The following is a 25,367-nucleotide window of genomic DNA, read 5'->3' on the forward strand; positions in this document are numbered from 1 at the left end:
GGCCCGGGGCTTCCACTGTTTTCTCCGGGCCATGGCCCGTCTGAACCGCAAAGGAGCCTCACCCGTTGGAACTGCTCACGCTTATTGATCTTGCCGGAAGCGTCGCCCTGCTGCTGTGGGGTGTGCATATGGTGCAGACAGGCGTGCAGCGGGCCTGTGGCGCGCGGCTGAACAGCCTGCTTGCCCGCATGTTGGGCAACCGGTTTCAGGCGTTCCTTACGGGGCTGGGCATTACGGCCATCCTCCAGTCGTCCACCGCAACAGGGCTGATGATCACGGGCCTTGCCGCGCGCGGGCAGCTTGATCTGGCACCGGCGCTGGCCGTGATGCTGGGGGCCAATGTCGGCACCACGCTGATTGTTCAGCTCCTCTCCTTTGATGTGTCGTCCATCGCGCCAGCCTTTGTGCTCACAGGGGTGATTCTCTTCCGCCGCAGTCAGGGGGCATGGCGGGATTCCGGGCGGGTGTTCATCGGGCTGGGCCTTATCCTGCTCTCCCTCCGCCAGTTCCTGATGCTGCTCAGCCCCTACACGCACAAGCCGGAACTTACGGCGGTGCTGGCGTCCATGAACTCGCATGATCTGGCCGCCATTCTGCTGGGTGCGGCAATCACCTGGATCAGCCATTCTTCCGTCGCCACCGTCATGCTGGTGACCACCTTTGCCACCAGCGGCACCATTCCGCTTGAAACCGCACTGGCGCTGGTGCTGGGCGCCAACATTGGCACCTCCATCAACCCGGTGATGGAAGGCAGCCGCACGGACCCCACGGCGCGCCGCATTTCCATGGGCAACCTGCTGGTGCGCTGCGTTGGGGCACTGGTGCTGGTGCCGGCTCTGCCCTTTATCAGCGCGCTTATGGCACGGCTGGAGCCGGATGCCGCCCGGCAGGTGGCAGACTTCCACACCCTGTTCAATGTCGGGCTGGCCGTGATGATGATGCCCGCCCTGACCCAGTATGCGCGCCTCATGCTGCGGCTTATTCCCACCCCGCAGGAAAGCCAGCAGTCTTCCCCCGGCAAGCCGCTGTATCTGGACCGCCTGCTGCTGGACAAAGCTCCTCAACTGGCCATTGGCAGCGCCACACGGGAGGCCATGCGGCTGTGTGACCTGCTGGGGGCGATGCTCAGCGCCATGAAAGACGGTCTGCGCACAACAGACCCGAACAAAGCCGGGGCGGCCAGACCGCTGGGCAACGCCATGGAAGATCTGGGTGCGGCCATCCGCTCCTATCTGGCGGGGCTTGACCCAGACACGGCCAGCCAGCCCGAAATGGAACGTGCGGAGGATATTCTGGCCTTCTGCACCCAGATGCTGCACGCGGAAGATATTGTGGAACGCAGCATTGTGCCCATGGTGCAGAAAATGGCCCGGCAGCGAATCGTCCTGCCGCCCGATCTGCTGCGCCCTGTGCTGAGCATGACGCAGCAGTTGAGCCACAACCTGAACATCTGCGCCACGGTGCTGCTTGGACGGCAGACGCAGGAGAACAACCCGCTTTCCGGCCAGAAAGACTTTTTCCGCGATGTGGAAATTGAAGCCACTGCCGCTTATTTTGAACGGCTGAGAAACCAGTCAACCGAGCCGGGGTCTGCGCTGGAGCAGGGAGATGCGGCCTTGGTAGGGGAAACCGCCACCTATCAGCTTACATTGCTGCGGGACCTGCGCCGCGTGAACACGCATATCGTCGCCGCAGCCTCCTACCCACTGGTGACAGAAGACGAACAGCTTTTTCTGGGTAAGGAAGCACCAAACGCGCCCGCACCCTCCGCCGGGGCCCCCTCAAGCCTTGCTCCCACCCTCAAAGCAGACACGGAGAGTTGACCGGCGGCCATTCTCCTGCCCATCATGAGGAAATGCTGAACGCCCCCTCCACACCCGTGCTGTCCCCTGCCTCCTCCGGCTCCTCGCCCAGCCCGCGGGAAGACGCACCGAAGGCACCCCGCCCCTATGCCCAGCAGGACATGGTGGCGCTGTGCAATGGGGCGGGAACGCATGCTGTTGCCTGCACGGCCGCCTTCATTGCGGAAAACCGGGAGGATATTCTCTCGGAAAGTGCCGCTTTTCTAGAGAGCCTGACCGCTATCTGGGAGTTGCAGGGGCTGGAGCCAACCGAAATCTGGACCGAGATTCTGCGGCGGATTGAAGTGAGTGATCTGTTCCTGCGCCTCAACCAGCCGCCGCACCGCAAAAAGCGTGATGGCAAACTGACGCGCCCCTGGCGTGTTTCCACCAGCAAGCTACCCTGAACTCGGGGCGTGACATTCCGCGCACGCATGGCATAAGGCCCCTGTTATGGCGCCCATAGACATCCTCTCCCTTGTGCTGGTGGGGTTATCCACCCTGCATGGCTTCTGGCGCGGCTTTACCCGGCAGGCTCTGGGGCTGGGGGGCTGGATTGTGGCCATCCTTCTGGCCTGCCGTTATTATGGGGCGGTCATTCCCCTTACCCGGCCCTATATCAGCAATCATCTGGCGGCTGATCTGGCCGCCTTCGGCATCCTGCTGCTGGCGCTGCTGATTGTGGCGGCCCTTCTCTCCAGCGCTCTTGTGCGCCTGGTGCAGGTCACGGCCCTGAACGGGCTGGACCGCACATTGGGGGCCGGGTTTGGTATTCTGCGCGGGGTGCTTCTGGTGGTTCTGCTGTTTCTGGCCGCCCAATGGCTTTTACTGCCAGAAGACATGCAGACCCTTGAACAGAACGGCAAGCTGACCCCTTACATTCGGCTGGGCGCAGCCTATATCCAGCCCTACCTGCCTGATTTCGGCACGAAGGGGGTTGCGCCAACGCGCTCCACAGGTCATGACGCCACCCTGTAGACCCCATACCGGCCTGTTTTGGCTCTCTTGCGGAGGCCCTGCGCACCCATGCACGCCCACGACGCCCCCTGTGTTTCTTCTCCTGTTGACGCTCCCTGTCCGGATGATGACCATTTTCATGAAGAATGTGCTGTTTTTGGCGTCTGGAACGCCAAGGATGCCGCAGCCCTGACAGCTCTGGGCCTTCATGCCCTCCAGCACCGCGGACAGGAAGCCGCGGGGATTGTGTCTTACGATACGCAGTTTCACTCCCACCGCGGCCTTGGTCTGGTGGGCGATGTGTTCAATGACCCCCGCGTAATGGCCACCCTGAAAGGGGACCGCGCCATTGGCCACAACCGGTATGCCACCACCGGGGCCACGCTGCTGCGCAACGTGCAGCCCCTGTTTGCGGAATTTGCCTTTGGCGGGCTGGCCGTGGCGCATAACGGCAACCTCACCAATTCGGAAACCCTGCGCAAGGAGCTTATCCGCCGCGGCTGCCTCTTCCAGTCCACCATGGATACGGAAGTGTTTGTGCATCTGATTGCCACCTCGCTTTACGCCACGGTGGAAGATCGGCTGATTGATGCGCTCAAGCGCGTAACGGGTGCCTATTCTCTGGTTGTGCTCCACAAGGATGCCCTGATGGGCGTGCGTGACCCCATGGGTGTGCGTCCGCTGGTGCTGGGCCGCCTGCCGGGTGAAGATGGCTCGGAAGGAAGCTGGGTTCTGGCCTCTGAAACCTGTGGGCTGGATATTATCGGCGCAGAATATGTCCGCGATGTTGAAGCGGGCGAGTTGGTGATTATCGACAAGAAAGGCGTGCGGTCCCTGCGCCCGTTTGGCGAGACCAAGCCGCATTTCTGCGTGTTTGAATATATCTACTTCGCCCGGCCGGATTCCGTGCTGGAAGGGCTGCCGGTCTATGCCGTACGCAAGCAGATTGGCCGCGAACTGGCACTGGAAAGCGGCGTGGACGCCGATATTGTGGTGCCGGTGCCGGATTCGGGCGTGCCTTCCGCCATGGGCTATGCAGAAGCCAGCGGTATTCCCTTCGAGCTGGGCATTATCCGCAACCATTACGTGGGCCGCACCTTTATTGAACCCACAGACCAGATCCGTAATCTGGGCGTGAAAATGAAGCACTCCACCAACCGGCCTGCGCTGGATGGCAAGCGGGTGATTCTGGTGGACGACTCCATTGTGCGCGGCACAACCTCCCGCAAGATTGTGGACATGGTCCGCGCCGCCGGAGCCAAGGAAGTGCACATGCGCATTTCCTCCCCGCCCACCAGACATTCCTGCTTCTATGGCATTGATACGCCTGAACGCAGCCATCTGCTGGCCGCCCAGTATGATCTGGCCAAAATGGCGGAACTGATTGGCGTGGACAGCTTGGCCTTCATCTCACTGGACGGGCTGTACCGCGCCATGGGGCATGAAAGCCGGGAAGCCTACCGTGAACGCTATTGCGATGCGTGCTTCACGGGCGACTACCCGATTCCACTGATTGATCATGATCAGGAATTTGGCGCAGGCACGGCCTGAACGCCATTTTCCCTCCCATAAGAAAAAACGGCGGCCCATCAAAGGCCGCCGTTTTTTATGGAGAAAACATTATCGCTTGTATCGTCGTTCCAAACGCGCTCCGCACATACGTGCCGTCAGCAGCCCCTGGAAACGGCGTTTGAGCCTTTTACACGCAGCCTTACTTAACGCTGGCTTGCCGCAGGGCCAGTATGGCTCCTGCCAGCCTCTGAACCGGAAGTAGCAGAGGGTGCAGGAGGCATCATACGGAGTTGAGTGGCTGCAATATCAGCCACCTGCCCCAGAAGCTGGCTAAGCGCCTGCACCAGCGGCATGGTGCCTGTTACGCTGTCTCCCTGCACCTGAATCCGTTGCAGATAAAGCTGCGCATTGCCGCTGGGCGCACCCGCCACAGCGGGCTGCACGGACAGAGAGGCTTCAATTTCCGCTTTGCCGGAAGGCCCTTGTGAAAACCGGGTTACGGAGAGGTCCACATAGGCATCAGGTTCCGTGGCGGCGGCATCATTTTCCGCGAACACGGCAGACCCCGGCAGACGTTGCGCAAGATCTCCGGCCAGCGTGCGGCTGATCTGGCCCCCAAGGGAATCGCCCCACGCATCGGCAGATGCCACGGTCAGCTTGTAGCCGGTATCCTGCGTGACAATCCTGTCCCGATCGAGCCCGGACGCAATGCTCGGCTGGCGCACCTCAACATAGCGAGGGCCACCCGGCATGGGCTGCCCCGGCACCACAGAGAGGGTGTACAGCGTCGGGTTGCCGCTTGAGCAGGCTGTGAGCGTGGTTGCCATAACCCCGAGCCCCACGGCCCCCAGCAGCACACTGCGGCGGGAGGAGAGAGCCTGCATGGGCTGCGCAAGAGATGATTTTGTCATGGCGTTACCGTCCGGAGATCAGGGCAGTAGGATGGTTGGTCAGGAAGTCTGACAGGAAGCGAAGCGAGCGTGCGGCCTGACCGAGCTGAAGGACCATTTTTTGCAGGGAGCGATGGAAATCACTGTTCCCGCCATAGCTTGCCAGCAGGCGGTTGGCGTTCTGCAGGGTCTGATCAAGCTGGTTGGTCATTTCTGGCAGACGTTGCATCAGCGGGCCCATGCCACTGCGCATCTGCGCGCTCATGGCCTGAAGGTTCTTCATGGACTCTTTCAGACTGGTAAGAGACTGCTTCACATCCGGGCTGGTCAGGGTCTGATCCGCATGGGCCAGCAGGTTGTTGGCATTCACGCCAATCTGCTCAAACGGCATGGCCGAGAGACGCGACGCCACGGTGGAGAGAGACTCCATGATGCCATCCATCCCGCCGGGCTGACTTGGAATAACCAGAGACGGCCCTTCCATGCTGGTGGTGGCCGGGCTGGGGTTCTTCACAAAATTCAGCGAGATCATGCTCTCGCCTGTCAGCAGGCTCACGCTGTCCGTTGAGGCGCGCAGACCATTGGCCACCAGTGTCTTGAACATGTCTGTCAAAGCGCCGTGGTGGATGTCCTCCGCCGCCAGAACACGCTCCGGCTGAATTTCCATACCAATGCGCACCCGCGGGTGACCGGCTTTCTCGTCCAGATCAAGCTTCACGCTCGTCACGTTGCCGATCTGGATGCCAAACATGGCCACCTGACTGCCCGGAGCCAGCCCCTTGACGGAGGAGGTGACATAAGTGGCCAGCGGCACGCGTTCATGATAGCCCGCGCTGTCCGCATCTGCCTTGCTGTCATACAGCTTGAACACTGTATCCGCTGGCGCTTCATCTTTCTGGCCATGGTTTTCATCGTGCGGCAGGCCAAAGGCCACACCACCTGAGAACAGCGCCTGCAAGGACTGCAACTGAACCTTCAGGCCACCAGCGCCGAACCCAACCTGCACGCCGGAAACGTTCCAGAAACGGGTATCCGTATAAAGATAGTGATCATACGGTTCCCGCACGAAAAGCTGGATCAGGATAGGCCCGCGCCCGCCGGGTGGCATGGTGTAGCCCAGCACTTCCCCCACATCCACATCACGGAAGAAGACCGGAGCCCCCTGCCCGATGGACCCGATGGACGGCGCAATAAGTGTATAGGTGCGGCCCGGCTGATCTGAACGAACCCCCGGAGGCGCTTCCAGCCCCTGAAAGCTGGTCATGCGCCGCGCATTGCCCACATCCTGACCTTCAAGGCCGGGGTCAAAGGCAATATAGGCGCCAGACATCAGCGTTTCCAACCCGGTGACACTGGCCCCGTTGATACGTGGCCGCACCACCCAGAAGCGTGCTTTGTCCGTCAGCATGTTGCTGGTGCCCGCGTTCATGCGGATACGCACCAGCACGTGGCGCAGATCATCCGTCAGGGAAATGCCCTGCACGGTGCCCAGCACCACAGCCTTGTTCTTGACCTGCGTCTGCCCGCTGGTCAGGCCATCCGCCGTATCAAACATGACGGTAATTTCCGGCCCATTATTGGCAAAGCTGCGCCAGACCAGAAAACCGGCAATCAGCACGGAAATGACCGGAATGATCCAGATGATGGAAAACCGGATACGACGCACCACGGCATCTGGCATGATGCCATCGTTATCCTGAGGAGACTGATGAGAGTTCTGTCCGTTCACGCCCTGTCCGGCTCCATATTACCCAAATACGCCACCGCGTGGTTCCGCCCTCCGGCCTGATCGGGCAGATCAGATCCGGTGCGGTCCTGCGGGCTGGCAGACTGTACGGCCTTCTTTTTTTCAACCGCGTCCCACATAAGCCTGGGGTCAAATGTGTGAACGGCAAAAATTGTCAGCACCACAACGGCGGCAAAACACACCATGCCGCCATTTGCCGTAATGCTGGCCATGTGGCTGAACCGTACAACCGCCACAAGAATAGACACCATGAACACATCAATCATCGACCAGCGGCCAACAATGTCAATAATTCGGTAAAGTTTGGACCGCAGCACAAGGCCCCTGGTTGAATGCCGGTGTGTCGCCACCACCATGACAATCAGCCCGATCACCTTGAGCACCGGCACCGTCACACTGGCGAACAACACCAGAAGCGAGAGCGGGATCATGCCATCGGTCCACAGCTCTATTGCGCCTTCTACAATGGTATGGCCGGTGCCTGCCCCCATCCGTATCACGGTCATGACCGGATAGATATTGGCGGGCAGATAGAACACAATGGCAGAAACCAGCAACGCCACCGTGCGGGAGAGGCTATCACGCTTGCGCTTGCGCACCACATGCCCACAACGGGGGCAGAAACCAACGGGCTGGGTCGCACTGACGGGATGATCAAACTCCAGCACCACCCCGCAGGCCAGGCAAGAAACACGGCTGTCAGACGGTGCAAGCGCCCCTTCCTCGGCCGAGACAGCCTGCAGCCGCAGGCGCTTGCCGTCCATGGTGCGCATGCACGGATCAATCTTGCGCTGTTGCCAGATCAGTTCCGTATCCAGCGTGGCATCCGTTGCGGCCATGGTGACCATAAGAGACGCCACCAGATAGACAGCCGCGCCCACTTCCACAAACGCCAGATCCACCAGCTTGGTGTAGGCCACAAACACACCCAGAATATAAACTTCCACCATGGACCACGGGCGCAGCACCTCATACCATTTCAGCAAATGGGGCACCCAGGATGGCAGAGTGGGGCGCAGGGCCGCCGTCAGGATCATGCCCATCATGGCAATCACCACGCCGGGGGCCAGAATGGTGACAATGGCCACCAGCACACCGACCTCGCCCCATCCTTCATGCAGAAGTTCTATGGGGCCGGTAATGATATCCACCGTACGTTGCCGCCCGTACAGATCCAGCATCATGAGCGTGGAAAACAGCATGGCCAGATACAGGGCGGCTGAACTGATGCAAAATGCCAGCGGCGTGGCTATGGGGGCTGTGCGATTGCGCCGGTCAAGGGACTGATTGCACCGCAGGCAGCGCGCCTGTGTGCCGGGTTTGAGCGGCGGCAGCTTCTGGAACAGCCCGCAGCACGGACATTCCACCACACCATGCACAAGATGAACGTGCCGGGTTTCATCCACAGGGGAGTCCTGCACAGGCGTAACCGCCTCCCGCAGCAGGGCTGTAAAATGTGACACGTTCATAACAGTCACCTTAGAACGAAAAAACGCGCCACGTAATAGCCAGAACACCAGATTGCAGCCATGCGGCCCCTACAGGAACGCAGCGTTCAGGCAATGGTCCTGCCATTTTTCCTGTTTTCCCCGTTGCGTTTCCCCAGACGCTATGATACCCAGCCGTTCGAAAATAAAATATGCCCGCTTAGCTCAGTTGGTAGAGCACGTCATTCGTAATGATGGGGCCGGTGGTTCGAATCCGCCAGCGGGCACCATGTTTTCCTTCGATTTTTGTCAGTTTTGGCAAAGGACTGAAGTTATAGTCTTCGCTTTCGGCTTTGCGCCTGGCGTAGCATCCAAATTTCCCACAAATTTATCGCTTCCTGCTGTGTCAGCTTGTTTTCACACGGCCAAAAACTGTGTCTGAAATCTGGGTATGGTCAGGTTCAGGCGTTCACGGTCGCAATAGAGTTTTGGGCCTTCCTTCTGCCAGCCTGTCAGCCTGTCAGCCAGAAATCACGCCTCGTTCTACTGCGAGAAAGACGCATAAGGCGGCTGAGAGCGCCACGACACTCACTATATTAAGCGCCACAGGAAGCATCGATATTAACCGGCATGATTTTGCGGCTCATCCCGGTGCCACCGCTGCCACCCTTCACGACTGCACCGCATTACACGCGCGCGCTGTGAGCCTATAAAGGGCTTTGGTCCGCCGTCTTAAGTCACCTCTTTTTGCCATCGGGTGACATGGTTATCTGTCTGTGCCAAATCTGCCCCTGAAGCCACGAATTTTGTCACAGAATACTATTTGGGCTCGGCAGAATGCCGGATAGCGGGAGTGGTCTGGCAGGCAAGCGTGTAGAACGCGCCGATACTGCCAGCTTCACTCTCGCCCCTATGGTGTCTGCCAGCGCAAAACCGCATTCTGCGCCCGGTAGCACTCATTTGACTGCCCTCGGCAGGCGCGTGTGCACCAGCATCACTACAGCCGGTGATGCCAACGTTAGATTATGGAAGGACGATACAGAATGAAGATACTGGCAATCGGAACCTGCGCTCTGTTTGCAGTCGCCTTCCTCCTTGTTGCCGTGACCATAGCCCTCGCCCCGGAACCTTCTGGCGCCTGCACGCTCGGGATCTGTTTCTAAAAGGCTATTTGGCTTCGGAAGATGCTTTGAGGCCTCTGTCAGGTCGGCTCGCTGGGTCTTTTGCGGGCTGAAAAGGATGTTTTTCCCCTGATGGGCGGCGCAGTCCGTGCCCCGCGCATTTCAGGCCTCACATACCGCCCCTCCTGCCATCACAAGGACTGCTTTTTCAGGCGGTTTCTATCTCAAGCAGTCTCTCATCCCGCTTTAAACAACGGGAAACGGCACAAACGATGGTGTTTGTTTTTTTATGGGGCTGCTACGCCCATCAGGGCACCACTAACGCAATCGTTGCTGGCCCATGTGAGAGGCTCTCAGAGCCGCGCAGGCTCTCTCATACTTTTTTCGGACGACACCTTACCTTGGTCTTCGGGCGTATTTCGTCCGTTACAAACGGTGCAGAGATCCTGTGAACCATGCAGCAGCAGCCATGTCAGCCGCCTTGGCTATGGCCAGACTCACCACAAACCCAAGAGCGGTCATTCCTGCAACACTGATCATGACACCCTCCTTTCCTTCACTTCAGGGTCTTAATGAGTCTGCGAGGGTACGGTTCCCTCAGGCATGGCTGACAGACGATAAGAGCATGGAAAGCGGCGGTAGGGGCTGGCCCCAAGACTGGGCAGAAAGCCTGACGCTTTAGGGCGTTTCTTTGGCGGAAAGGCTGTAAAGGCTGATGGTTAGGTGATGCCCATTGGAATAATTCAGGCCAGACACCGCACCATGGGAGACAACCGCACTCCGGGCATCGCCCAAAGCCGCCATAAAGGCTGCGCGATCACGTTCATCAACCAGCGCCACCGTGCAGGCCCGATTGGCCAGCATCATGGTGGCAGCCTGTTGGGCCCCCACAAGTTTGACCTTGCCACCAAGCAGAAACACCAGACTGGGCTCGGAGAAGGAAACAGACGCCACATCCGTTGTGGGGCACGGTTGATATTGATGCACCAGACTGGTCAGCCGCGGGGCCAGCCAGATGCTGTGCAACCGGGGCACAACAACGAGAAACAACCCCGTATAGAGCAGCAACGCGCAGACCGCGCTGGTCAGAAGGGCCTTCCGCAGCTCAGACCGCCAGATCAGCGCAGCGGAAAGACCCACCAGAGGCAGGCAGCCACCGGCCAGCACCAGAGCAGCGGGCGATAGGGTATGTTCAAGTGTCCAGAGCAGAATTGGCCCGGCGACGGAAAGTGCCACGCCCACCAGCACCCATGCACAACCATAAACCGCCAGCAACACACGGCCCCACAGCGCCTTTGGCCAGCCTGTCCAGACTGATGCGCCACGCGTCAGCATACCCGCTGTCAGAATGGCGATGGCGGGATAGGTTGGCAGCACATAGTGGGGCAGTTTGGTGGCGATCGCTTCAAACACCAGCCAATGTGGCACAATCCAACATAACAGATAACGGACTGTGCTGAGATGGCGGTTCTGCCAGATGGCGGGCAATACCGCCGCCACAAAGAAAGATCCCGGCCAGAAAGCAATAAGGAAAACCAGCAGGTGATACCCCGGCGGCAAGCCGTGGGCCTGCTGACCAGAAGAAACCTTGCCCAGAAAATTGGTGCCCACTGCATTGCGGAAAAACTCGCCGTGGCTCACCACACCAATGGCCACGCACCACGGCAACAGCAGAGCCAGAGAGATCAGCCACCCCCATGAGGGACGCAGGCGCCGCCACAGACTCAGGTTCCGCTCCACCCAAGCCAGAGCAAGCGGCGTGCCCAGCGAGGGAATGAGAATAACCGGGCCTTTGAGCATCAGCCCGCAGCCAATAGCCGCCCAGAATAGAACAGAGGTCTGCCAAGGCGTCGGACGCTGGCTTTCACGATCACAGAAGGCACGCAGCAGGGCTGTCTGGGCCAACAGAACCGTGAGCAGCAGGCAGGAATCAATGGTGCCCATGCGGTTTTCGGCCGTCACCAGCACCGATGTCATGAGCAGGACCGCCGCCCCGACCCCAGCGGGCGCACCGAACAGTACGGACCCCATCCAAGCGGTCAGCACCACGGAGGCTGTCATCGCCAGAAGTGAGGGGACCCGATACGGCCAGACCGCACGATCATGCAGGGTGCCAGAGGCCGCTACCGCCGCAGCCTCCAACCAATAGATACCTGCGGGCTGGAGGTAGCGCGGCTTGTCCTGAAAACGGACATCAACAAAATTGCCGCTTTCCAGCATTTGCGCCGTCGCTTCCATATAGCGCGGCTCATCACGGTCAAACGGGGGAGTAGAGGCACGCCCGGGCAGAAAAATCAGAAACGCGAACAGACCCAGCAGCGCCAGCGCCCGCCCCGAAAGGCGTTGAGCGCCCGAGCGAAATGTCAGCATTCACGAACCGATTTTGGTAACCTGGTACGGTTGCGCAGCCATATCACACCCAGCAGATCACGGATGCCGACAAGGGCGCGGTTGAAATTGGTATATTTGGACTGACCATGCAGCCGGGGCCGATGCGTGACCGGATGACACACCAGCGGCACACCGTAAGACCCGAACAGCGCCGGAAGAAACCGATGCAGACCTTCAAACTGGGGCAGACGCAGAAAAGCGTCACGCTGAAACAGCTTGATAGGGGCCCCGGTATCCGGGCAATCATCCCGCAGAAGACGACGACGCAGGCCGTTGGCGAAGCGGGTCGCGAACCGGCGGGACCAACCATCCTTGCGGCGGGTTCTCACCCCTACCACCAGAGGCGGCGTGCCGTTGGCGGAACGGGCCAACCGCAACAGGGCTTCCAGTTCACGCGGATCATCCTGCCCATCCCCATCAATAGTGGCGATCCATTCCCCCCGCGCGGCGGTAATGCCTGTGCGCAGGGCAGCGGATTTTCCACACCGATGGTCATGAGACAACACACGCAGATTGGGTAGACAGTCCGCGCGCATGCGTTGAAGAACGGCAACCGTGTCATCACGGCTCCCATCATCAACAAACACAATTTCTGAGGGGGGAAGGCTCTGGCAGGCTTCCGCCAGTTCCTTACACACAAAAGGCAGGTTATCGCGTTCATCAAGAACAGCGATAACAATGCTCAAAACCGGGGCGGCATCACCCCGGAAAGAAGAAGGCGCGTTCAAACCTGATCAATCAGCACGGGGCTGAACTCAGGCCGCCTGGCGCGCCAGAGCGGCCGGCAGATTTTCAATGGCCTGATCGACCAGTGTTTCAGCCTTCTGTGCATCCAGAGACTGGCTGATAACGCTACGGCTCGCTTCAACCGCAACATCAATAGCAGCCTGACGCACTTCTTTAACAGCTTCCCGCTCAACAGCGGCAATGCGGTCACGTGCCATCTGTTCGTGACGTTTCACAGCTTCTTCAGCTTCAGCACGGGCTTTTTCTGCCGCATCGGCTGCATGCTTGCGAGACTGTTCAACAACCGTTCTGGCTTCAACCAGAGCCTGCTCACGCTCACGCGTGGCATCTTCCAGCATCTGCTCGGCTTCACGCCGCAGACGGGCTGCTTCATCCAGTTCTTCACGGATCCGGGCAGCACGGCTGTCAAGAATCGCCGTAATAGGCGCCCACAGCTTGCGACCGAAAAAGACAAAGAAGAGAACGAAGGAAACGGCGAACCAGAAACCTGCTTCGTGAAAAATGCCATTCATGATGAATATTCCTCTCGAAGCTGGTCAGAGCGTCCGGTGCGCGGAAGCACCTTCAACCTTCTGCGCCACCAAAGCGGCAGCGGCAGCGGAACCGGTCAGGCGGGTTACAAGCGCCTGGGTGGTATCAGCCGCGATATCCTTCAGTGCAGCAAAAGCCCGCACCTTTTCGGCAGCAACACGCTGTTCCGCATCAGAAATTTCTGATGCAAGGCGTGCATTGATTTCTTGCATTTTCTGCTCGGAGGCACGCTGTTCTTCATCCAGCGCCTTCTGCAGATTGGCCTGTGCTTCAGCCAGAGCATCCTTACGGGCCTGCTGAAGTTCGGCAACTGCCTTGTCCGCATCCTGTTTGGCGGCGCGCGCAACTTCGAGATCACTCGAAATACGTGTGCTCCGGTCTTCCAGAACGCGACCCACGCGGGGCAGCATGACCCGGCTGAGCACCAGGTAAAAACCCAGAAAGATCACCGCACCCCAGATTACCTGACCGGTAACCAGGGGATTGTGAAAATCAAGCTGAGGCATCCCTGCGGCGTAGGCACCAGGTGCCGCCATGGCCAGAAGAGACACGCCGGATACCGCAGCGAGCAAACCGGCACGAACAGTCTTCATCATGACACCCACAGGAACTTCTCCCTTTTTCCTGCCGTTTATCAGACGAAGAGGATCAGGAACGCGATCAGCAGAGCGAACAGCGCGATAGCTTCTGTCAGCGCGAAGCCCAGCATGCCCAGACCGAACACGTGCGGGCGAGATGCGGGGTTACGAGCAATGCTGCTCACCAGCGTTGAAAAGATGTTGCCGAGGCCGATACCAACGCCGGCGAGGGCGATCACGGCGATACCTGCACCGATTTCCCGGGCTGCAGCGATGTCCATATCAGTCACTTCCTTGTTTCAAGTACAGTTCAAACGAAACGGGCAAAGCAGCTCAGTGAGCCACGGCCTCCCGCAGGTAGATGCACGTCAGGATGGCAAACACATAGGCCTGCAGCACACCAACAAGCAACTCAAGAGCCACCAGCGCCATGTTAATGGCAATGGGCCCGATCGCAAACACATCACCCACCACGCCAAAACCGGCGAGCATGATGACAAAGCTTGCGAAAATATCAAACATGACATGCCCGGCGACCATGTTGGCAAACAGTCGGATGGACAGGCTCACGGGGCGAGAGAGAAAGGACAGGATTTCAATCGGGATCAGCAGCGGCGCGAGCGCCATGCTGGCACCAGCCGGCATGAAGTGCGCAAAGAAGCGGAAACCCTGCACCTTGAGGGACACAATCACCGTCAGCACAAAAACCATCAGTGCCAACCCGAGGGTTACGGCAATGTGGCTGGTGAAGGTGAAGGAGAAAGGCAGCAGGCCGATATAGTTCCCGGCCAGAATGAAGAAGAACAGCGTGAAGATGAACGGGAAGAAGGCAGCACCTTCAGGCCCGATTGTATCAACCGCCATATTCCGGATGAATTCGTAGCAGACTTCCGCTGCGGCCTGAAAACGACCAGGCACCACGGCAGCCGGACGCATGCCGAAATACAGGAACGCCAGAACCAGGCAAACCGCCAGAAGCATGTAAAGGGGAGACTGACTGAAGCGCAGTGCCTCACCAAGCCCGCCAAGAACGGGACGAAGCTCGAACTGACCAAGTACGTCGATACCGGAACCGCCCGCCAAAACCGTTCTCCTACTCCACTGCGCCCGGACTGCGCCGGACTTTCAGCCTTCTGTTTCAGGCCTGGGGTGGTTTGACCAACCGCCAGACATTCAGCACTCCTGCGCTCCCGCCCAGCAGCGCGAAGAAGATCAGGAAGATGGCACGGGTATGGAACCAACGGTCCAGCCCCCAACCAATAGCAACCCCTACAATCAGGGCGGAGATCATTTCCGTCCCTGCACGCAGGGCCAACGCGGGAAGGGATTGTTCATCCCGTTCAGCCGCAGTGGCTTTTTCGTCTTTTTCATTCAGCCCGGACCGGCGTTCCGCCGCTTCAAGCCGCTTGGCAAAAGACTCGTCGCTTTCTTCACCCATTCTTCGCACCTCCAGAGGGGTGCAGGCGCTTGCTAACGGGGCAGCTATTGCCTGTCAAGGAAGCATCACCAGCACTCACGGGAAAATCCATCACTTCGTGCAAAAAAGCGGCATTTCTGACACTTTTTTTCAGGCCTCCGGCAGCCCGACCAGACCTCTTGCATAATCCTGCGCGGAAAACGGGCGCAGATCCTCCGCCTGTTCCCCTACCCCCACAGCATGCACGGGCAGGCCAAAACTATCTGCCAGCGCCACCACAATGCCACCACGGGCCGACCCATCCAGCTTGGTGACAACAAGGCCCGTCACATTCACCAGTTCACGGAACACGCGCACCTGTTCCATGGCGTTCTGACCTGTTGTGGCATCCAGAACCAGCAGAACCGTGTGGGGTGCGGTTTCATCAAACTTGCGCATAACGCGGATAACTTTGGCAAGTTCCTCCATCAGCGCGCCCTTGTTGTGCAACCGCCCTGCCGTATCAATAAACAGCAGATCGGCCCCCTCGGCCTTGCCGCGCTTCAGGGCTTCAAACGCCAGCCCTGCCGCATCACAATTTGGTGGCCCTGCAATAACGGGGCAGCCCGTGCGCTCCCCCCATACCTGCAACTGCTCAACAGCGGCGGCGCGGAAGGTGTCTCCGGCCACCATCATCACTTTTTTTCCTTCCTGGGTAAAAAAGCGGGCCATTTTGCCAATGGTGGTGGTTTTGCCGGTGCCATTTACGCCCACCACCAGCACAACATGCGGTTTGTGGGCCGGGTCTGGTTCAAAAGGAACAGCTACAGGTTCCAGAATCTGGGCAATTTCCTCAGCAAGGGCAGAGCGAATCTCTTCATCCGTCACTTCTGTGCCAAAGCGTGAACTGCGGAAGGATTCAATAATCCGCTCCGCCACGTTCGGTCCCAGATCAGCCGTAATCAGCAGTTCTTCCAGTTCCTCCAGCGCTTCTTCATCAAGCTTGCGCTTGGTGAAAACCGAGGTAAGCCCCCCGCCCAGCTTCTGCGTAGAGCGGGAAAGCCCCTGCTTGAGGCGTGAAAAAAAACCTAGCGCCATCTCAAACCCTTTCCGCCAGCAGGCCGGTTTCATCCACCGTGGTGGCCCGCAGGCTGATAATCTCGCCAACCTCTGCTTCGCCCTGTGCCAGACGCACCGGAGCAAACTGCTCGCTGTGGCCGGATGTGGGCGTTTCCATCAACACCCGCAATTCCTGCCCGACAAGCCTCTCAAAATACCGCTGGGCCGATTCTGCCCCTACCGCGCGCAGTTGCGCGGCGCGGGCCTTGCGTTCGGGCACGGGCACAGCCCGCATCCGCGCCGCCGGTGTGCCGGGGCGCTCGCTATAGGGGAACACATGCAGATACGGCACGCCCTGCTGCGCCAGAAACGCGCGTGTTTCCTCAAACAAAGTGGCATCTTCGGTCGGGAATCCGGCAATCACGTCCGCGCCTATCCCAATATCCGGGCGCAGGGCGCGGGCGCGGGCAATCACCCTGGCCGCATCTTCCGCCAGATGCCGCCGCTTCATGCGCTTGAGGATCAGGTCCGAACCCGCCTGCAAGGACAGGTGCAGATACGGCATGAAGCGGGGTTCATGCTCCAGCAGCCGCCAGATGTCCTCGTCAATTTCCACCGGGTCCACGGAGGACAGACGCAGGCGCTCAAGCTGCGGCACCAGCGCCAGCACCCGGCGGCACAACTGCCCCAGTGAGGGCGTGCCCGGAAGGTCTCCCCCCCAGCTTGTCATGTCCACGCCCGTCAGCACCACTTCGCGGTAGCCCGATTCGACCAGCGCGCGCACCTGCTCCACAACCACCCCCACCGGGGCGGAACGGGACGGCCCACGCCCGAAGGGAATGATGCAGAACGTGCACCGATGGTCACACCCCTGCTGCACCTGCACAAAAGCGCGCGTACGCCCGGAAAATTCCGTGACCAGATGAGCAGCAGTTTCCTTGGCGGCCATGATGTCCGACACCGCGCGGGCCTCGTTCATAGCAGCGGGAGACCAGCTTTCGGCCTTCAGCTTTTCCTCGTTCCCCAGAACGCGGGTCACGCCCGGCAGCCCGGCCCAGCGGTCCGGGTCAATCTGGGCCGCGCACCCTGTCACGACAATGCGGGCGTTTGGCTTGTCCCGATGGGCACGGCGAATGGCTTGGCGCGCCTGCCGCTCCGCCTCGCCTGTCACGGCGCAGGTGTTGACAATGATCACATCATCCAGCGCGGCAGCATGCTCACGCATGACCTCGCTTTCCCACGTGTTCAGGCGGCAGCCGAACGTCAGAATTTCAGGTTGGGTCATGAGGGATAGGCGGCGAGGTCCACCGTCCCTTCAAACGCTGTAGTGGCGGAACCTGTCATGAGCACATGGTTGTTGGCGGCCCATTCAATGCGCAGAAGGCCGCCATCCAGTTCCACTTCACACACGCGCTCCACCAAGCCGCGGCGCACAGCGTTCACCACAGCGGCACACGCTCCGGAGCCGCAGGCTTCTGTCACGCCTGCGCCGCGTTCATGCACTTTCAGGCGCATGCGGGACGGCCCCTGAATGACGGCAAACCCGATATTGGCACGGTCTGGAAAGAGCGGGTCATGCTCAAGCGCGGAACCCTGGCTGAGCATCGAAAAATCATCCACAAAAAACGTTGCGTGAGGGTTACCCATAGATAGGGCCGCAGGATGCCCCGCCAAGGGCAGGCTGAGTGTTTCCATCGCTTCGGCCAGCGGTACCTGCTGCCAGTCCGTGCGGGGTTGCCCCATATCCACAGTCACCAGACCATCTTCCGCAATGCTGGCGGGCAGACGCCCGGCACGGGTTTGCAGAACGGGCGTGCGGTTTCCTGTCTCCCGCCAGATCAGATCAGCCACACAGCGAGAGGCATTGCCACACGCTCCGGCCTCTGATCCATCCGGGTTGAAAAAACGCACGAACACATCCGCCCCTTCCGCACAGGCAGGGCGCAGCGTGACCAACTGATCACACCCGATCCCCCGGCGGCGGTGCGCAAGCGCAGCAATCCGAACGGGGGTGAGCGGCAGATGGCCAGCACGTTCATCAAGAATGACAAAGTCATTCCCAAGGCCGTGCATCTTGTGGAAGGAGGTCAACATTCGCCGCCTTATAAGCGAGATTGGCCGCCAATGCCATTCCGTAAGGGAACGGCTGTCTTCTGGCCTGCTGGAATTACAGGAAACGCCCCGGCGCGCCCCGCTGAAGCACTTCTATCTTATAGCCATCCGGGTCTGTCAGGAAGAAAAACGTGCCGATCGTCCGGCCATTATTTTCAAGGGTCTTGATGGGCGTGATGGTAAATCCTGCTTCTTCCATCCGCGCGTGTTCGGACGCCAGATCCTCCACGGACACGGCCAGATGGCCATAGCCGTCACCCAGTGCATAGGCCTCCTTGCGGCCGTGGTTGATGGTCAGTTCCAGTTCAAACGTCTGTTCCGCATTTGCCAGATAGATCAACGTGAAACTGTCAAACACCACGCGGTCGGCAACCTTCAGGCCCAGTGCTTCCTCATAAAACGCAAGCGAGCGCGCTTCATCCAGAACGCGGAGCATGGAATGGATCATTTTTGCCACGATATTCATCCTTTTCAGCAGGAAATTCTGTAGATGTCATAATGCACGATCTGATCTTCCTGAAATTATTTTTTAAATGCTGTGCTCTTTACGGGGCGTTAGAAGAAATAAGGTCTGCTGAATAAATCACCCTTACCCGGATTATCTTGAACATTATGCTTTCACTCCGTTTTCTGTCGCCCACAACTTTGCGGCGCGTGCGTAATTGGCTGTTTGTCGGTACTGTTCTGGCATCCGGCACGGCTGTTGGTCCCTGGACCAGCCTGGCGCACGCAGCGGATGATGAAAGTGCCTCGCTTGATGCTCTGGAACGCCAGATGGCGCGTATTCAGGCCGAGCAGCGGGAATTGCAGAAGACCATGCTGAGCATGCAAAAGCAGATTGCCGCCCACCGCGCGGCGCTGACGCATGGCAGCAAGGCAGGCACCCCCACCACCAGCGGCCACCATGTGCTGACAGCCCGGAATGCAGCCACCGCCCCCGGCACGGAAAACACCCTCCACTCCGGCGAGCCTGAAACCGGCATCAGCTTTGGCGGAGACACCACCACCGCCATGGACACGCATGCAGGCCATGGCGTGCGTCATGCCAGCGATGGCTCCATTCAGCCCGTGTTCTCAGGCGCGAACGAAAAGCCGGAAGTGGACGCCGTTATTGGCCACCGCGCGGAAGATATTATCTCCCGCATTGCAGAAAACGGCGTTGGCCCGCATGCGCGTGAAACCGCAGGCGCACAGGCGGCTGGTGCGCTGGGTGACCATGGCGTGTTCCATATGGGGCCTGTCACCCTGATTCTGGGTGGCTTTCTGGATGCCTCCACCGTGCTGGAAAACCGGCACATCGCCTCTGGCACGTTCAACTACTGGCAGGCCATGCCCTACCCGAACGAGTCCCGGTACCACACCAACAATTTTGAAGGCAGCGCCCGTTACAGCCGTATCTCGCTCATGGCGCGCGGGAACGTGGATGCCCACTCCACCATTTCCGGCTTCTATGAAATGGATTTTGGCGCCGGTGCGGACACCACGGATGCGTATGAAAGCAACAGCTACGCCTTCCGCATGCGCCAGCTTTATCTGGCGTATGATAACAGTGACCTCAATTTCCACTTTCTGGCCGGGCAGGCGTGGAGCATGCTCACGCCGGGCCGGATCGGGATTATCCCACGTCAGGAAAGTCTGCCGGAAACCATCGAATCGTCCATGCTGGCGGGCCAGACATGGGCGCGGCAGCTTCAGTTCCGGTTCGTGAAGGATTTTCTCCAGCATCGCCTGTGGCTGGGGCTGTCCATCGAAAACTCCGCCACGCTGTATGACACAACCGGCTTTACCGATAATGCCGGGGCCGTCACGCTGCCCAATGGCAAGACAGCCACCATCAGCAGCAACGGCACGGGCCTGACCAATGACGCCCCGTTCTCCAACGAAATTGCGCCAGACGTTATTGCCAAGGTGGCGTGGGACCCATCATGGGGCCATTACGAAGCCGAAGGAATTCTGCATTTTCCGCATGATCGGGTGGCTTCTGTTGGCGAGGGCCGCAACCATACTGCCATTGCTGGCGGCGGCGGAGGCTCCATGGTGCTGCCGGTGGTGCCGCATAAGGTGGAAGTGCGTCTGGCAGGGCTGGCGGGCGTTGGCATTGGGCGCTACGGCTCGGTTCTGCTGCCTGACGCCACGCTGAAATCCACGGGTGAACCTGTGCCCATTCCCTCCGTGCAGGCCACGGGCGGGGTGATCGCCCACCCCAATCCGTTGATCGATGTGTATGGTTATTTTGGCTATCAGGCCGCTGGCCGCCGCTATTCCAACTATGGCGATGGCTCCTACGGTTACGGCAACCCCAACTATTCCAACGCCGGGTGTGAGGTTGAACTGTCCACGCTGGGCTGCACCGCCAACACGCGCAGCGTGATGGAAGCGACCATTGGCGCGTGGTACCGTTTCTTCAAAGGAAAATACGGCACGGTTGAAGCTGGCGCCCAATTAGCCTATTCTCGCCGGGATGCTTGGAAGGGTCAGGGCGGTGCTCCTGATACCAGCATGAGTCAGATATTTCTGGACTTCCGCTACCTGCCGTTCCAGTAACACCACACGCTTGCAAAAAAGCGCTTAGGGCAAAAAGTTCTCCGACCAGGCTCTGGTCTTTCATGCGGGGAACCTTTATCCCCCCATCATTCTTGCTGCCTGGACCTAAAGACGTATGCCTTTTCAGAATGCCCCCGCCTCTCTTGCGAGCGCTCTTGCTGCTCGCGGGTACGATTCCGCAACCCCTGTTCAGGCCGCCGTTCTGGCGCCTGAGGCTGAAGAGCGGGACCTTCTTGTTTCAGCCCGCACCGGCTCCGGCAAAACCGTAGCGTTCGGGCTGGCCATGGCCAACACCCTGCTGGACGACAACGGACGTTGCCCGCCCGCCGGTGCGCCACTGGCCCTTGTGATTGCCCCCACCCGTGAACTTGCCCTGCAGGTGCGCAATGAACTGGAATGGCTGTATGGCCAGACCGGCGCGCGCATTGTGTCCTGCGTGGGCGGCATGGAACCCCGCAAGGAAGCCCGTGCGCTTTCTGCTGGCTGCCACATTGTGGTCGGCACGCCGGGCCGGTTGTGTGACCATCTCTCCCGCGGGCAGCTTGTGCTGTCCAACCTGCGCGTTGTGGTGCTGGATGAAGCGGATGAAATGCTGGATCTGGGCTTCCGTGATGAACTGGAAACCCTGCTGAAAGCCATGCCGGACACGCGGCGCACGCTGCTGTTTTCCGCCACCATCGCCCGTGATATCGCCTCTCTGGCCCGCCGCTACCAGAACGATGCCCTGCGCATTGATACCCAGACCGGCAGCGCCCCGCACACGGACATTTCCTACCGCGCTATCCTGACAGACCAGTCAGACATGGCCGGTGCGATTGTGAACGTGCTGCGCCTGATGGAGTCCCCCTCCGCCATTGTGTTCTGCCACACGCGTGAAGCCGTGCGGCAGTTGCAGGCCATTCTGACAGAACGCGGATTCTCTTCCGTCGCCATCTCGGGTGATCTGGGCCAGAACGAACGGAGCCGCGCCATTGAAAGCCTGCGCCACGGTCAGGCCCGTGTGTGCGTGGCAACAGACGTTGCTGCCCGTGGTATTGATATTCCGGATCTGGGCCTGGTGATCCACGCCAGCCTGCCATCCAACCCGGCCACCCTGCTGCACCGCTCCGGCCGCACCGGTCGCGCGGGCCGCAAGGGAACCTGTGTGCTGCTGGTGCCGCCCGCCCGCCGCCGTCTGGCCGAACGCCTGCTTGAAGGCGCAAAGGTGGAAGCAGAATGGAGTGGCGCGCCCACACCGGAAGCCATTGCCACGGCTGATACGGAACGCCTGCTGGCTTCTTCCGCCCTCAACACGCCTGTGCCGGAAGCTGGCGATACGCGTGAGCTGATCAACAAGCTGACGGAAAGCCACGCACCAGAGCAGCTTGCCGCCGCTCTGATCTCCCTGTGGCAGAACAGCCTGCCTGCGCCTGTCAGCGTGCGGGTGCTCTCCCCCGGTTCTGTCAAAAAGATGCCGCGTGAGAGAAGCCGTGATGGGGAAGAACGCGGTGAACGCAGCCGTGGCCCGCGTGAAGCAGGCTCCTGGTTCCGCCTCTCCGTTGGTCGGGAAGACCGCGCAGACCCCAAATGGCTGGTGCCCATGCTGTGCCGTCTTGGCGGTATCAAGAAGCAGGATATTGGTGCCATCCGTATCCAGCCGGACCACACGCTGGTGGAAATTGCACAGGACAAGGCCGAACGCTTCCAGGCCTGCGCCGCTGCGACAGATCCGGATGAAATCACGGTTGAGCCCGCAGCCGCACCCCGTCAGGGTGGTGGCTACAAAGGCAAACCCGGTGGTGGCGGTGGTGCCGGTGCTGGCAAGCGCCCGCCACGCAAGGGCGGCGGCGGTGCTGGCAGTCCGTTCAAAGGCCCCTCCAGCCGCAAGCGCAAGGAATTCTGATCCTGCACGTGCGTTGCTAGGCTGACGCTATGAAAAAGGCCCCTCCTGTTGCAGGAGGGGCCTTTTTACGTCGTGCCTGATGAAAGAGGCAGCTTAGAACTGCGGCAGAGTGGTGGCGTCTTTCAGGTCCGCATTCAAACGATCCTTCTGCGCCTGCAATGCCTTCTGGGAATTTTCCCCCGCGTTAGTCCATTTGTTTTGTGCATTTGTCAGCTTGTTCTGCCATTTCTGACGGGTGGCTGCATCCGCGTTCTGCCACTTCTGCTGCGCGTTCTTTTCTGTGTCCGTCAGTTTGTTCTGCCATTTCTGGCGGGTGGCTTCATCCGCATTCTGCCACTTCTGCTGCGCGTTCTTTTCTGTGTCCGTCAGTTTGTTCTGCCATTTCTGGCGGGTTTCCTGACCGGCATTGTTCCATTTATCCCGCGCGTTCTGCTCGGTCTGCTTCAGGCTATCGCGCTGGGCTTCCCATTTCTTGCGCGTTGCCTCGTCCGCATTGTTCCAGCTATCGCGGGCATTTTTCTCCGTGTTTTTCAGCGTGTCACGCTGTGCCTGCCATTTCTGGCGGGTTTCCTCACTGGCGTTGTTCCAGTTGGTGCGCGCCTGATTTTTGAGGGATTTGCCGCTGTTGTTCAGATCAGAAGAAAATTGGTGCGTATCATCCTTGACAGAATTCCGGATATTGCCCCACCCCTGTTTAAGCTGTTCCTGCGTACAGGTTCCTATTGTTGCACACGGATCAGCATATGCGGTGGAAACTGAGGCCAATGCAGTTGCAAGAGGTAATCCTATAACGGCAATTTTTTGAATGAAACGCATGTATAATCCTTTCTTTTTCCTGATAGTCAGCAGGAAAATCTGTGCAGGTTTAGACATGCAATTTTGTCAAAAAATTGCCAGTTCTCTCCTCTAAACACGGCAATGCACCACCGGCATGGCTGACGTCTTTGTGTCTGGAGATCAATACCATATGTTTTCCCCCGTTTTACGCGCCATACGGGCCTCTTTTCGCAAAAGCCATGCGCCTGTGGCCTTCGCAGCCCTGCTGTGCCTTTCAACGGCTCCCGTGCTGAGCCACGCAGCCCCAACCGCCGCCAAGACGGAAGCCGCACCCGCGCCAGAGGGGGCAAAAAATACGCCTCCCGCTTTTCAGGGGGCTGCAGCCCTGCTGCCGGATGATGCCGTAACCCACCACACGGACACATTTGCAGGCCGCAAGATTTCCTACACCGCACGGGCTGGCACGCTGGTTCTGCGTGATGATGCTGGCAAGCCCACGGCCCGCATGTTCTATGTGGCCTATACGCAGGATGGCGCGGACCCCGCCCACCGGCCGGTCTCCTTTTTCTTCAACGGTGGTCCGGGCGCTGGCACGGCGTATCTGCATCTGGGGGCCGCCGGGCCGACCATGCTCTCCTTTCCTTCCGGCAACCCGACTGACGGCGCGAACGCCAAACTGGCTCTCAACCCGGATAGCTGGCTACCGCAGACAGACATGGTGTTTCTGGATGCACCGGGCACCGGCTGGTCTCTCCCCACTGATCCTAAAACAGCGGACAAGACCTTTTACGGCGTGAAACAGGACGCACGCGCCTTTGCCAAAACCATTCAGCTTTGGGCCAGCACCAACAAACGGCTGGCCTCCCCGCGCTATCTGGTCGGAGAAAGCTATGGCGGCATCCGCTCCATAGAAGTGGCCGAGGCACTGGCCCAGCAGCAGAACCTGCTGGTGAACGGCATTGTCATGATCTCCCCCGCTCTGGACATGACCCTGCTTGATACCGCCGCCAATCCGCTGGCATCTGCCCTCGTGCTGCCATCCTATGAGGCGTCCCGCCTCGCCTTGCAGCACAAGCTCTCCCCTGAAAGCGCGGCGCACCAGTTGGATGAAGCCTATCACTACGCTTTGGGGGCATATCTCTCCACGCTGATCAACACGCCCCCCACAGGAGACGCTGCCCGGGATTTTTATGAAGACGTAGCCACCCACACCGGCCTACCGCAGGATGTGATCGCCAAGGAACGCGGAGCACCCGACCCCGGCGCGCATGATGTCCGCAGCCGTGAGGGACGCCTGTATTCCCTGTATGATGGCACGCTCTCCATTGCCGATCCCTTCCCTGAAGGTGTGAGCAACAGTGATAGCCCGGACCCGGTTCTGGCCGGTTTTGGTCGTGCCTACGGAAGCGCATTTGAACAGTACGCCGCCACGGCGCTGAACTTCCACACTGATCTGTCTTACAACCTGTTGAGCATGAAGGTGAACGGCGCATGGGATTTCCGTGGCGATGGAGAACCCATTGCGCGGCAGATTCCCGTATTGCGCCGCCTGCTGGCCCTGAACCCTACGCTCCGCATTTTTATTGCCAACGGCTATTATGATCTGGCCTGCCCCTTTGCCAGTTCCCGCTGGGTGGCGGAGCACATTCCGGTGGGGCGCAACCGCATTGGCCTGCACCTGTATCCCGGTGGGCACATGCTCTACACCCGCCCGGAAACCCGCGCCGCACTGGCGCAGGATGTAAAGGCTTTCCTCTCTCCCTGACCATTTCTGTCTCTCGCAGACGCGGGAAACCGCCCTGTGCCGCCTACATTTCAGGCTCAGGGCTCAGGGCTCAGGGCTCAGGGCTCAGGG

22 protein-coding genes and 1 tRNA gene are annotated in these 25,367 nt (G+C 59.7%); 8 read left to right on the forward strand and 15 right to left on the reverse strand.

Features of this window, described 5'->3' with window-relative positions; genetic code table 11:
* The first annotated feature begins 65 nt into the window (after positions 1 to 65).
* From AD948_RS09260 to purF, 4 genes are read left to right on the forward strand one after another with little or no spacing between them, the layout of a single operon-like run.
* Positions 66 to 1,823, forward strand: a complete 1,758-nt coding sequence (locus AD948_RS09260) for a Na/Pi cotransporter family protein (RefSeq protein ID WP_061471603.1) — start codon at positions 66 to 68, stop codon at positions 1,821 to 1,823.
* Positions 1,820 to 2,248 carry a hypothetical protein gene (locus AD948_RS09265; RefSeq protein WP_061471605.1) on the forward strand — a complete coding sequence of 143 codons (429 nt, stop codon included), beginning with the start codon at positions 1,820 to 1,822 and terminating at the stop codon, positions 2,246 to 2,248. The genes AD948_RS09260 and AD948_RS09265 overlap by 4 nt, the downstream gene beginning before the upstream one ends.
* Before the next feature lie 46 nt (positions 2,249 to 2,294).
* Positions 2,295 to 2,819 (forward strand): CvpA family protein, encoded by a 525-nt coding sequence (locus tag AD948_RS09270; protein WP_061471607.1) that lies wholly within the window; start codon positions 2,295 to 2,297, stop codon positions 2,817 to 2,819.
* A 48-nt stretch (positions 2,820 to 2,867) separates the two neighbouring features.
* Positions 2,868 to 4,349 (forward strand): amidophosphoribosyltransferase, encoded by a 1,482-nt coding sequence (gene purF / locus AD948_RS09275; RefSeq protein ID WP_006557658.1) that lies wholly within the window; start codon positions 2,868 to 2,870, stop codon positions 4,347 to 4,349.
* Between the two features lie 164 nt (positions 4,350 to 4,513).
* On the opposite strand, the gene AD948_RS09280 is transcribed toward purF, so the two are convergent.
* Genes AD948_RS09280 through AD948_RS09290 form a run of 3 tightly spaced genes read right to left on the reverse strand, consistent with a single transcriptional unit; the run spans position 4,514 to position 8,416 of the window.
* Positions 4,514 to 5,221, reverse strand: coding sequence for a PqiC family protein (locus AD948_RS09280; RefSeq protein ID WP_061471609.1), 708 nt, complete (start codon positions 5,219 to 5,221; stop codon positions 4,514 to 4,516).
* A gap of 4 nt (positions 5,222 to 5,225) precedes the next feature.
* Positions 5,226 to 6,881, reverse strand: coding sequence for a PqiB family protein (locus AD948_RS09285; protein WP_050942266.1), 1,656 nt, complete (start codon positions 6,879 to 6,881; stop codon positions 5,226 to 5,228).
* Between the two features lie 44 nt (positions 6,882 to 6,925).
* The gene (locus AD948_RS09290; RefSeq protein WP_061471611.1) at positions 6,926 to 8,416 is read right to left on the reverse strand and encodes a paraquat-inducible protein A; all 1,491 of its coding nucleotides are present in this window, start codon (positions 8,414 to 8,416) and stop codon (positions 6,926 to 6,928) included.
* Between the two features lie 172 nt (positions 8,417 to 8,588).
* Between AD948_RS09290 and AD948_RS09295 the strand changes: the two genes are divergently transcribed.
* Positions 8,589 to 8,664, forward strand: a tRNA-Thr gene (locus tag AD948_RS09295).
* A 1,509-nt stretch (positions 8,665 to 10,173) separates the two neighbouring features.
* On the opposite strand, the gene AD948_RS09305 is transcribed toward AD948_RS09295, so the two are convergent.
* The 11 genes from AD948_RS09305 to AD948_RS09355 all read right to left on the reverse strand — a co-directional run bounded on the left by AD948_RS09305 (position 10,174) and on the right by AD948_RS09355 (position 18,766).
* The gene (locus AD948_RS09305; protein WP_061471615.1) at positions 10,174 to 11,865 is read right to left on the reverse strand and encodes an ArnT family glycosyltransferase; all 1,692 of its coding nucleotides are present in this window, start codon (positions 11,863 to 11,865) and stop codon (positions 10,174 to 10,176) included.
* Positions 11,859 to 12,614 carry a glycosyltransferase family 2 protein gene (locus AD948_RS09310; RefSeq protein ID WP_006559158.1) on the reverse strand — a complete coding sequence of 252 codons (756 nt, stop codon included), beginning with the start codon at positions 12,612 to 12,614 and terminating at the stop codon, positions 11,859 to 11,861. The genes AD948_RS09305 and AD948_RS09310 overlap by 7 nt, the downstream gene beginning before the upstream one ends.
* A 27-nt stretch (positions 12,615 to 12,641) precedes the next feature.
* Positions 12,642 to 13,136, reverse strand: coding sequence for a F0F1 ATP synthase subunit B (atpF, locus tag AD948_RS09315; protein ID WP_035377347.1), 495 nt, complete (start codon positions 13,134 to 13,136; stop codon positions 12,642 to 12,644).
* Between the two features lie 33 nt (positions 13,137 to 13,169).
* Positions 13,170 to 13,760 carry a F0F1 ATP synthase subunit B family protein gene (locus tag AD948_RS09320; protein ID WP_061471617.1) on the reverse strand — a complete coding sequence of 197 codons (591 nt, stop codon included), beginning with the start codon at positions 13,758 to 13,760 and terminating at the stop codon, positions 13,170 to 13,172.
* A 38-nt stretch (positions 13,761 to 13,798) separates the two neighbouring features.
* Positions 13,799 to 14,023 carry an ATP synthase subunit C family protein gene (locus AD948_RS09325; RefSeq protein ID WP_003624142.1) on the reverse strand — a complete coding sequence of 75 codons (225 nt, stop codon included), beginning with the start codon at positions 14,021 to 14,023 and terminating at the stop codon, positions 13,799 to 13,801.
* A 52-nt stretch (positions 14,024 to 14,075) separates the two neighbouring features.
* Entirely contained in the window at positions 14,076 to 14,825 is a 750-nt protein-coding gene (locus AD948_RS09330; protein ID WP_035377334.1) for a F0F1 ATP synthase subunit A, read from the reverse strand.
* 55 nt (positions 14,826 to 14,880) lie between these two features.
* Positions 14,881 to 15,180: an AtpZ/AtpI family protein gene (locus tag AD948_RS09335; protein ID WP_006559154.1), complete on the reverse strand. Its 300-nt coding sequence runs from the start codon at positions 15,178 to 15,180 to the stop codon at positions 14,881 to 14,883.
* A 129-nt stretch (positions 15,181 to 15,309) separates the two neighbouring features.
* A complete protein-coding gene (gene ftsY, locus AD948_RS09340; protein WP_035377333.1) occupies positions 15,310 to 16,236 on the reverse strand; it encodes a signal recognition particle-docking protein FtsY in 927 nt (308 codons plus the stop codon).
* Position 16,237: 1 nt separating this feature from the next.
* Positions 16,238 to 17,482 (reverse strand): tRNA (N(6)-L-threonylcarbamoyladenosine(37)-C(2))-methylthiotransferase MtaB, encoded by a 1,245-nt coding sequence (mtaB, locus tag AD948_RS09345; RefSeq protein ID WP_061471620.1) that lies wholly within the window; start codon positions 17,480 to 17,482, stop codon positions 16,238 to 16,240.
* Positions 17,479 to 18,291 carry a diaminopimelate epimerase gene (gene dapF / locus AD948_RS09350; RefSeq protein WP_006559150.1) on the reverse strand — a complete coding sequence of 271 codons (813 nt, stop codon included), beginning with the start codon at positions 18,289 to 18,291 and terminating at the stop codon, positions 17,479 to 17,481. The genes mtaB and dapF overlap by 4 nt, the downstream gene beginning before the upstream one ends.
* Before the next feature lie 73 nt (positions 18,292 to 18,364).
* A complete protein-coding gene (locus tag AD948_RS09355; RefSeq protein ID WP_039904813.1) occupies positions 18,365 to 18,766 on the reverse strand; it encodes a VOC family protein in 402 nt (133 codons plus the stop codon).
* A 155-nt stretch (positions 18,767 to 18,921) separates the two neighbouring features.
* Between AD948_RS09355 and AD948_RS09360 the strand changes: the two genes are divergently transcribed.
* Both AD948_RS09360 and AD948_RS09365 read left to right on the forward strand, forming a co-directional pair.
* On the forward strand, positions 18,922 to 20,853 hold the full coding sequence (locus AD948_RS09360) for a hypothetical protein (protein ID WP_061471622.1): 1,932 nt from the start codon (positions 18,922 to 18,924) through the stop codon (positions 20,851 to 20,853).
* 115 nt (positions 20,854 to 20,968) lie between these two features.
* Positions 20,969 to 22,735 (forward strand): DEAD/DEAH box helicase, encoded by a 1,767-nt coding sequence (locus AD948_RS09365; RefSeq protein ID WP_061471625.1) that lies wholly within the window; start codon positions 20,969 to 20,971, stop codon positions 22,733 to 22,735.
* 93 nt (positions 22,736 to 22,828) lie between these two features.
* Here the strand turns inward: AD948_RS09365 and AD948_RS09370 are convergent, their stop codons facing one another.
* Positions 22,829 to 23,551: a hypothetical protein gene (locus AD948_RS09370; RefSeq protein WP_156479002.1), complete on the reverse strand. Its 723-nt coding sequence runs from the start codon at positions 23,549 to 23,551 to the stop codon at positions 22,829 to 22,831.
* 115 nt (positions 23,552 to 23,666) lie between these two features.
* Here AD948_RS09370 and AD948_RS09375 point away from each other — a divergent pair, with 115 nt between their 5' ends.
* Complete coding sequence (locus AD948_RS09375) at positions 23,667 to 25,277, forward strand: S10 family peptidase (RefSeq protein ID WP_211264467.1); 1,611 nt, start codon at positions 23,667 to 23,669, stop codon at positions 25,275 to 25,277.
* Positions 25,278 to 25,367: the final 90 nt, after the last annotated feature.

The organism is Acetobacter senegalensis, from assembly GCF_001580995.1.
In the GTDB taxonomy this organism is placed as follows: Bacteria; Pseudomonadota; Alphaproteobacteria; order Acetobacterales; family Acetobacteraceae; genus Acetobacter; species Acetobacter senegalensis.

Coding starts and splice junctions, on each gene's coding strand:
- purF (WP_006557658.1), top strand. CDS start 2,868: ATGCACGCCCACGACGCCCCCTGTGTTTCTTCTCCTGTTGACGCTCCC.
- AD948_RS09375 (WP_211264467.1), top strand. CDS start 23,667: ATGGCTGACGTCTTTGTGTCTGGAGATCAATACCATATGTTTTCCCCC.
- AD948_RS09335 (WP_006559154.1), bottom strand. CDS start 15,180: ATGGGTGAAGAAAGCGACGAGTCTTTTGCCAAGCGGCTTGAAGCGGCG.
- mtaB (WP_061471620.1), bottom strand. CDS start 17,482: ATGACCCAACCTGAAATTCTGACGTTCGGCTGCCGCCTGAACACGTGG.
- ftsY (WP_035377333.1), bottom strand. CDS start 16,236: ATGGCGCTAGGTTTTTTTTCACGCCTCAAGCAGGGGCTTTCCCGCTCT.
- AD948_RS09270 (WP_061471607.1), top strand. CDS start 2,295: ATGGCGCCCATAGACATCCTCTCCCTTGTGCTGGTGGGGTTATCCACC.
- AD948_RS09365 (WP_061471625.1), top strand. CDS start 20,969: ATGCCTTTTCAGAATGCCCCCGCCTCTCTTGCGAGCGCTCTTGCTGCT.
- AD948_RS09305 (WP_061471615.1), bottom strand. CDS start 11,865: ATGCTGACATTTCGCTCGGGCGCTCAACGCCTTTCGGGGCGGGCGCTG.
- AD948_RS09360 (WP_061471622.1), top strand. CDS start 18,922: ATGCTTTCACTCCGTTTTCTGTCGCCCACAACTTTGCGGCGCGTGCGT.
- AD948_RS09280 (WP_061471609.1), bottom strand. CDS start 5,221: ATGACAAAATCATCTCTTGCGCAGCCCATGCAGGCTCTCTCCTCCCGC.
- AD948_RS09285 (WP_050942266.1), bottom strand. CDS start 6,881: ATGCCAGATGCCGTGGTGCGTCGTATCCGGTTTTCCATCATCTGGATC.
- AD948_RS09320 (WP_061471617.1), bottom strand. CDS start 13,760: ATGATGAAGACTGTTCGTGCCGGTTTGCTCGCTGCGGTATCCGGCGTG.
- AD948_RS09325 (WP_003624142.1), bottom strand. CDS start 14,023: ATGGACATCGCTGCAGCCCGGGAAATCGGTGCAGGTATCGCCGTGATC.
- AD948_RS09370 (WP_156479002.1), bottom strand. CDS start 23,551: ATGCGTTTCATTCAAAAAATTGCCGTTATAGGATTACCTCTTGCAACT.
- dapF (WP_006559150.1), bottom strand. CDS start 18,291: ATGTTGACCTCCTTCCACAAGATGCACGGCCTTGGGAATGACTTTGTC.
- AD948_RS09290 (WP_061471611.1), bottom strand. CDS start 8,416: ATGAACGTGTCACATTTTACAGCCCTGCTGCGGGAGGCGGTTACGCCT.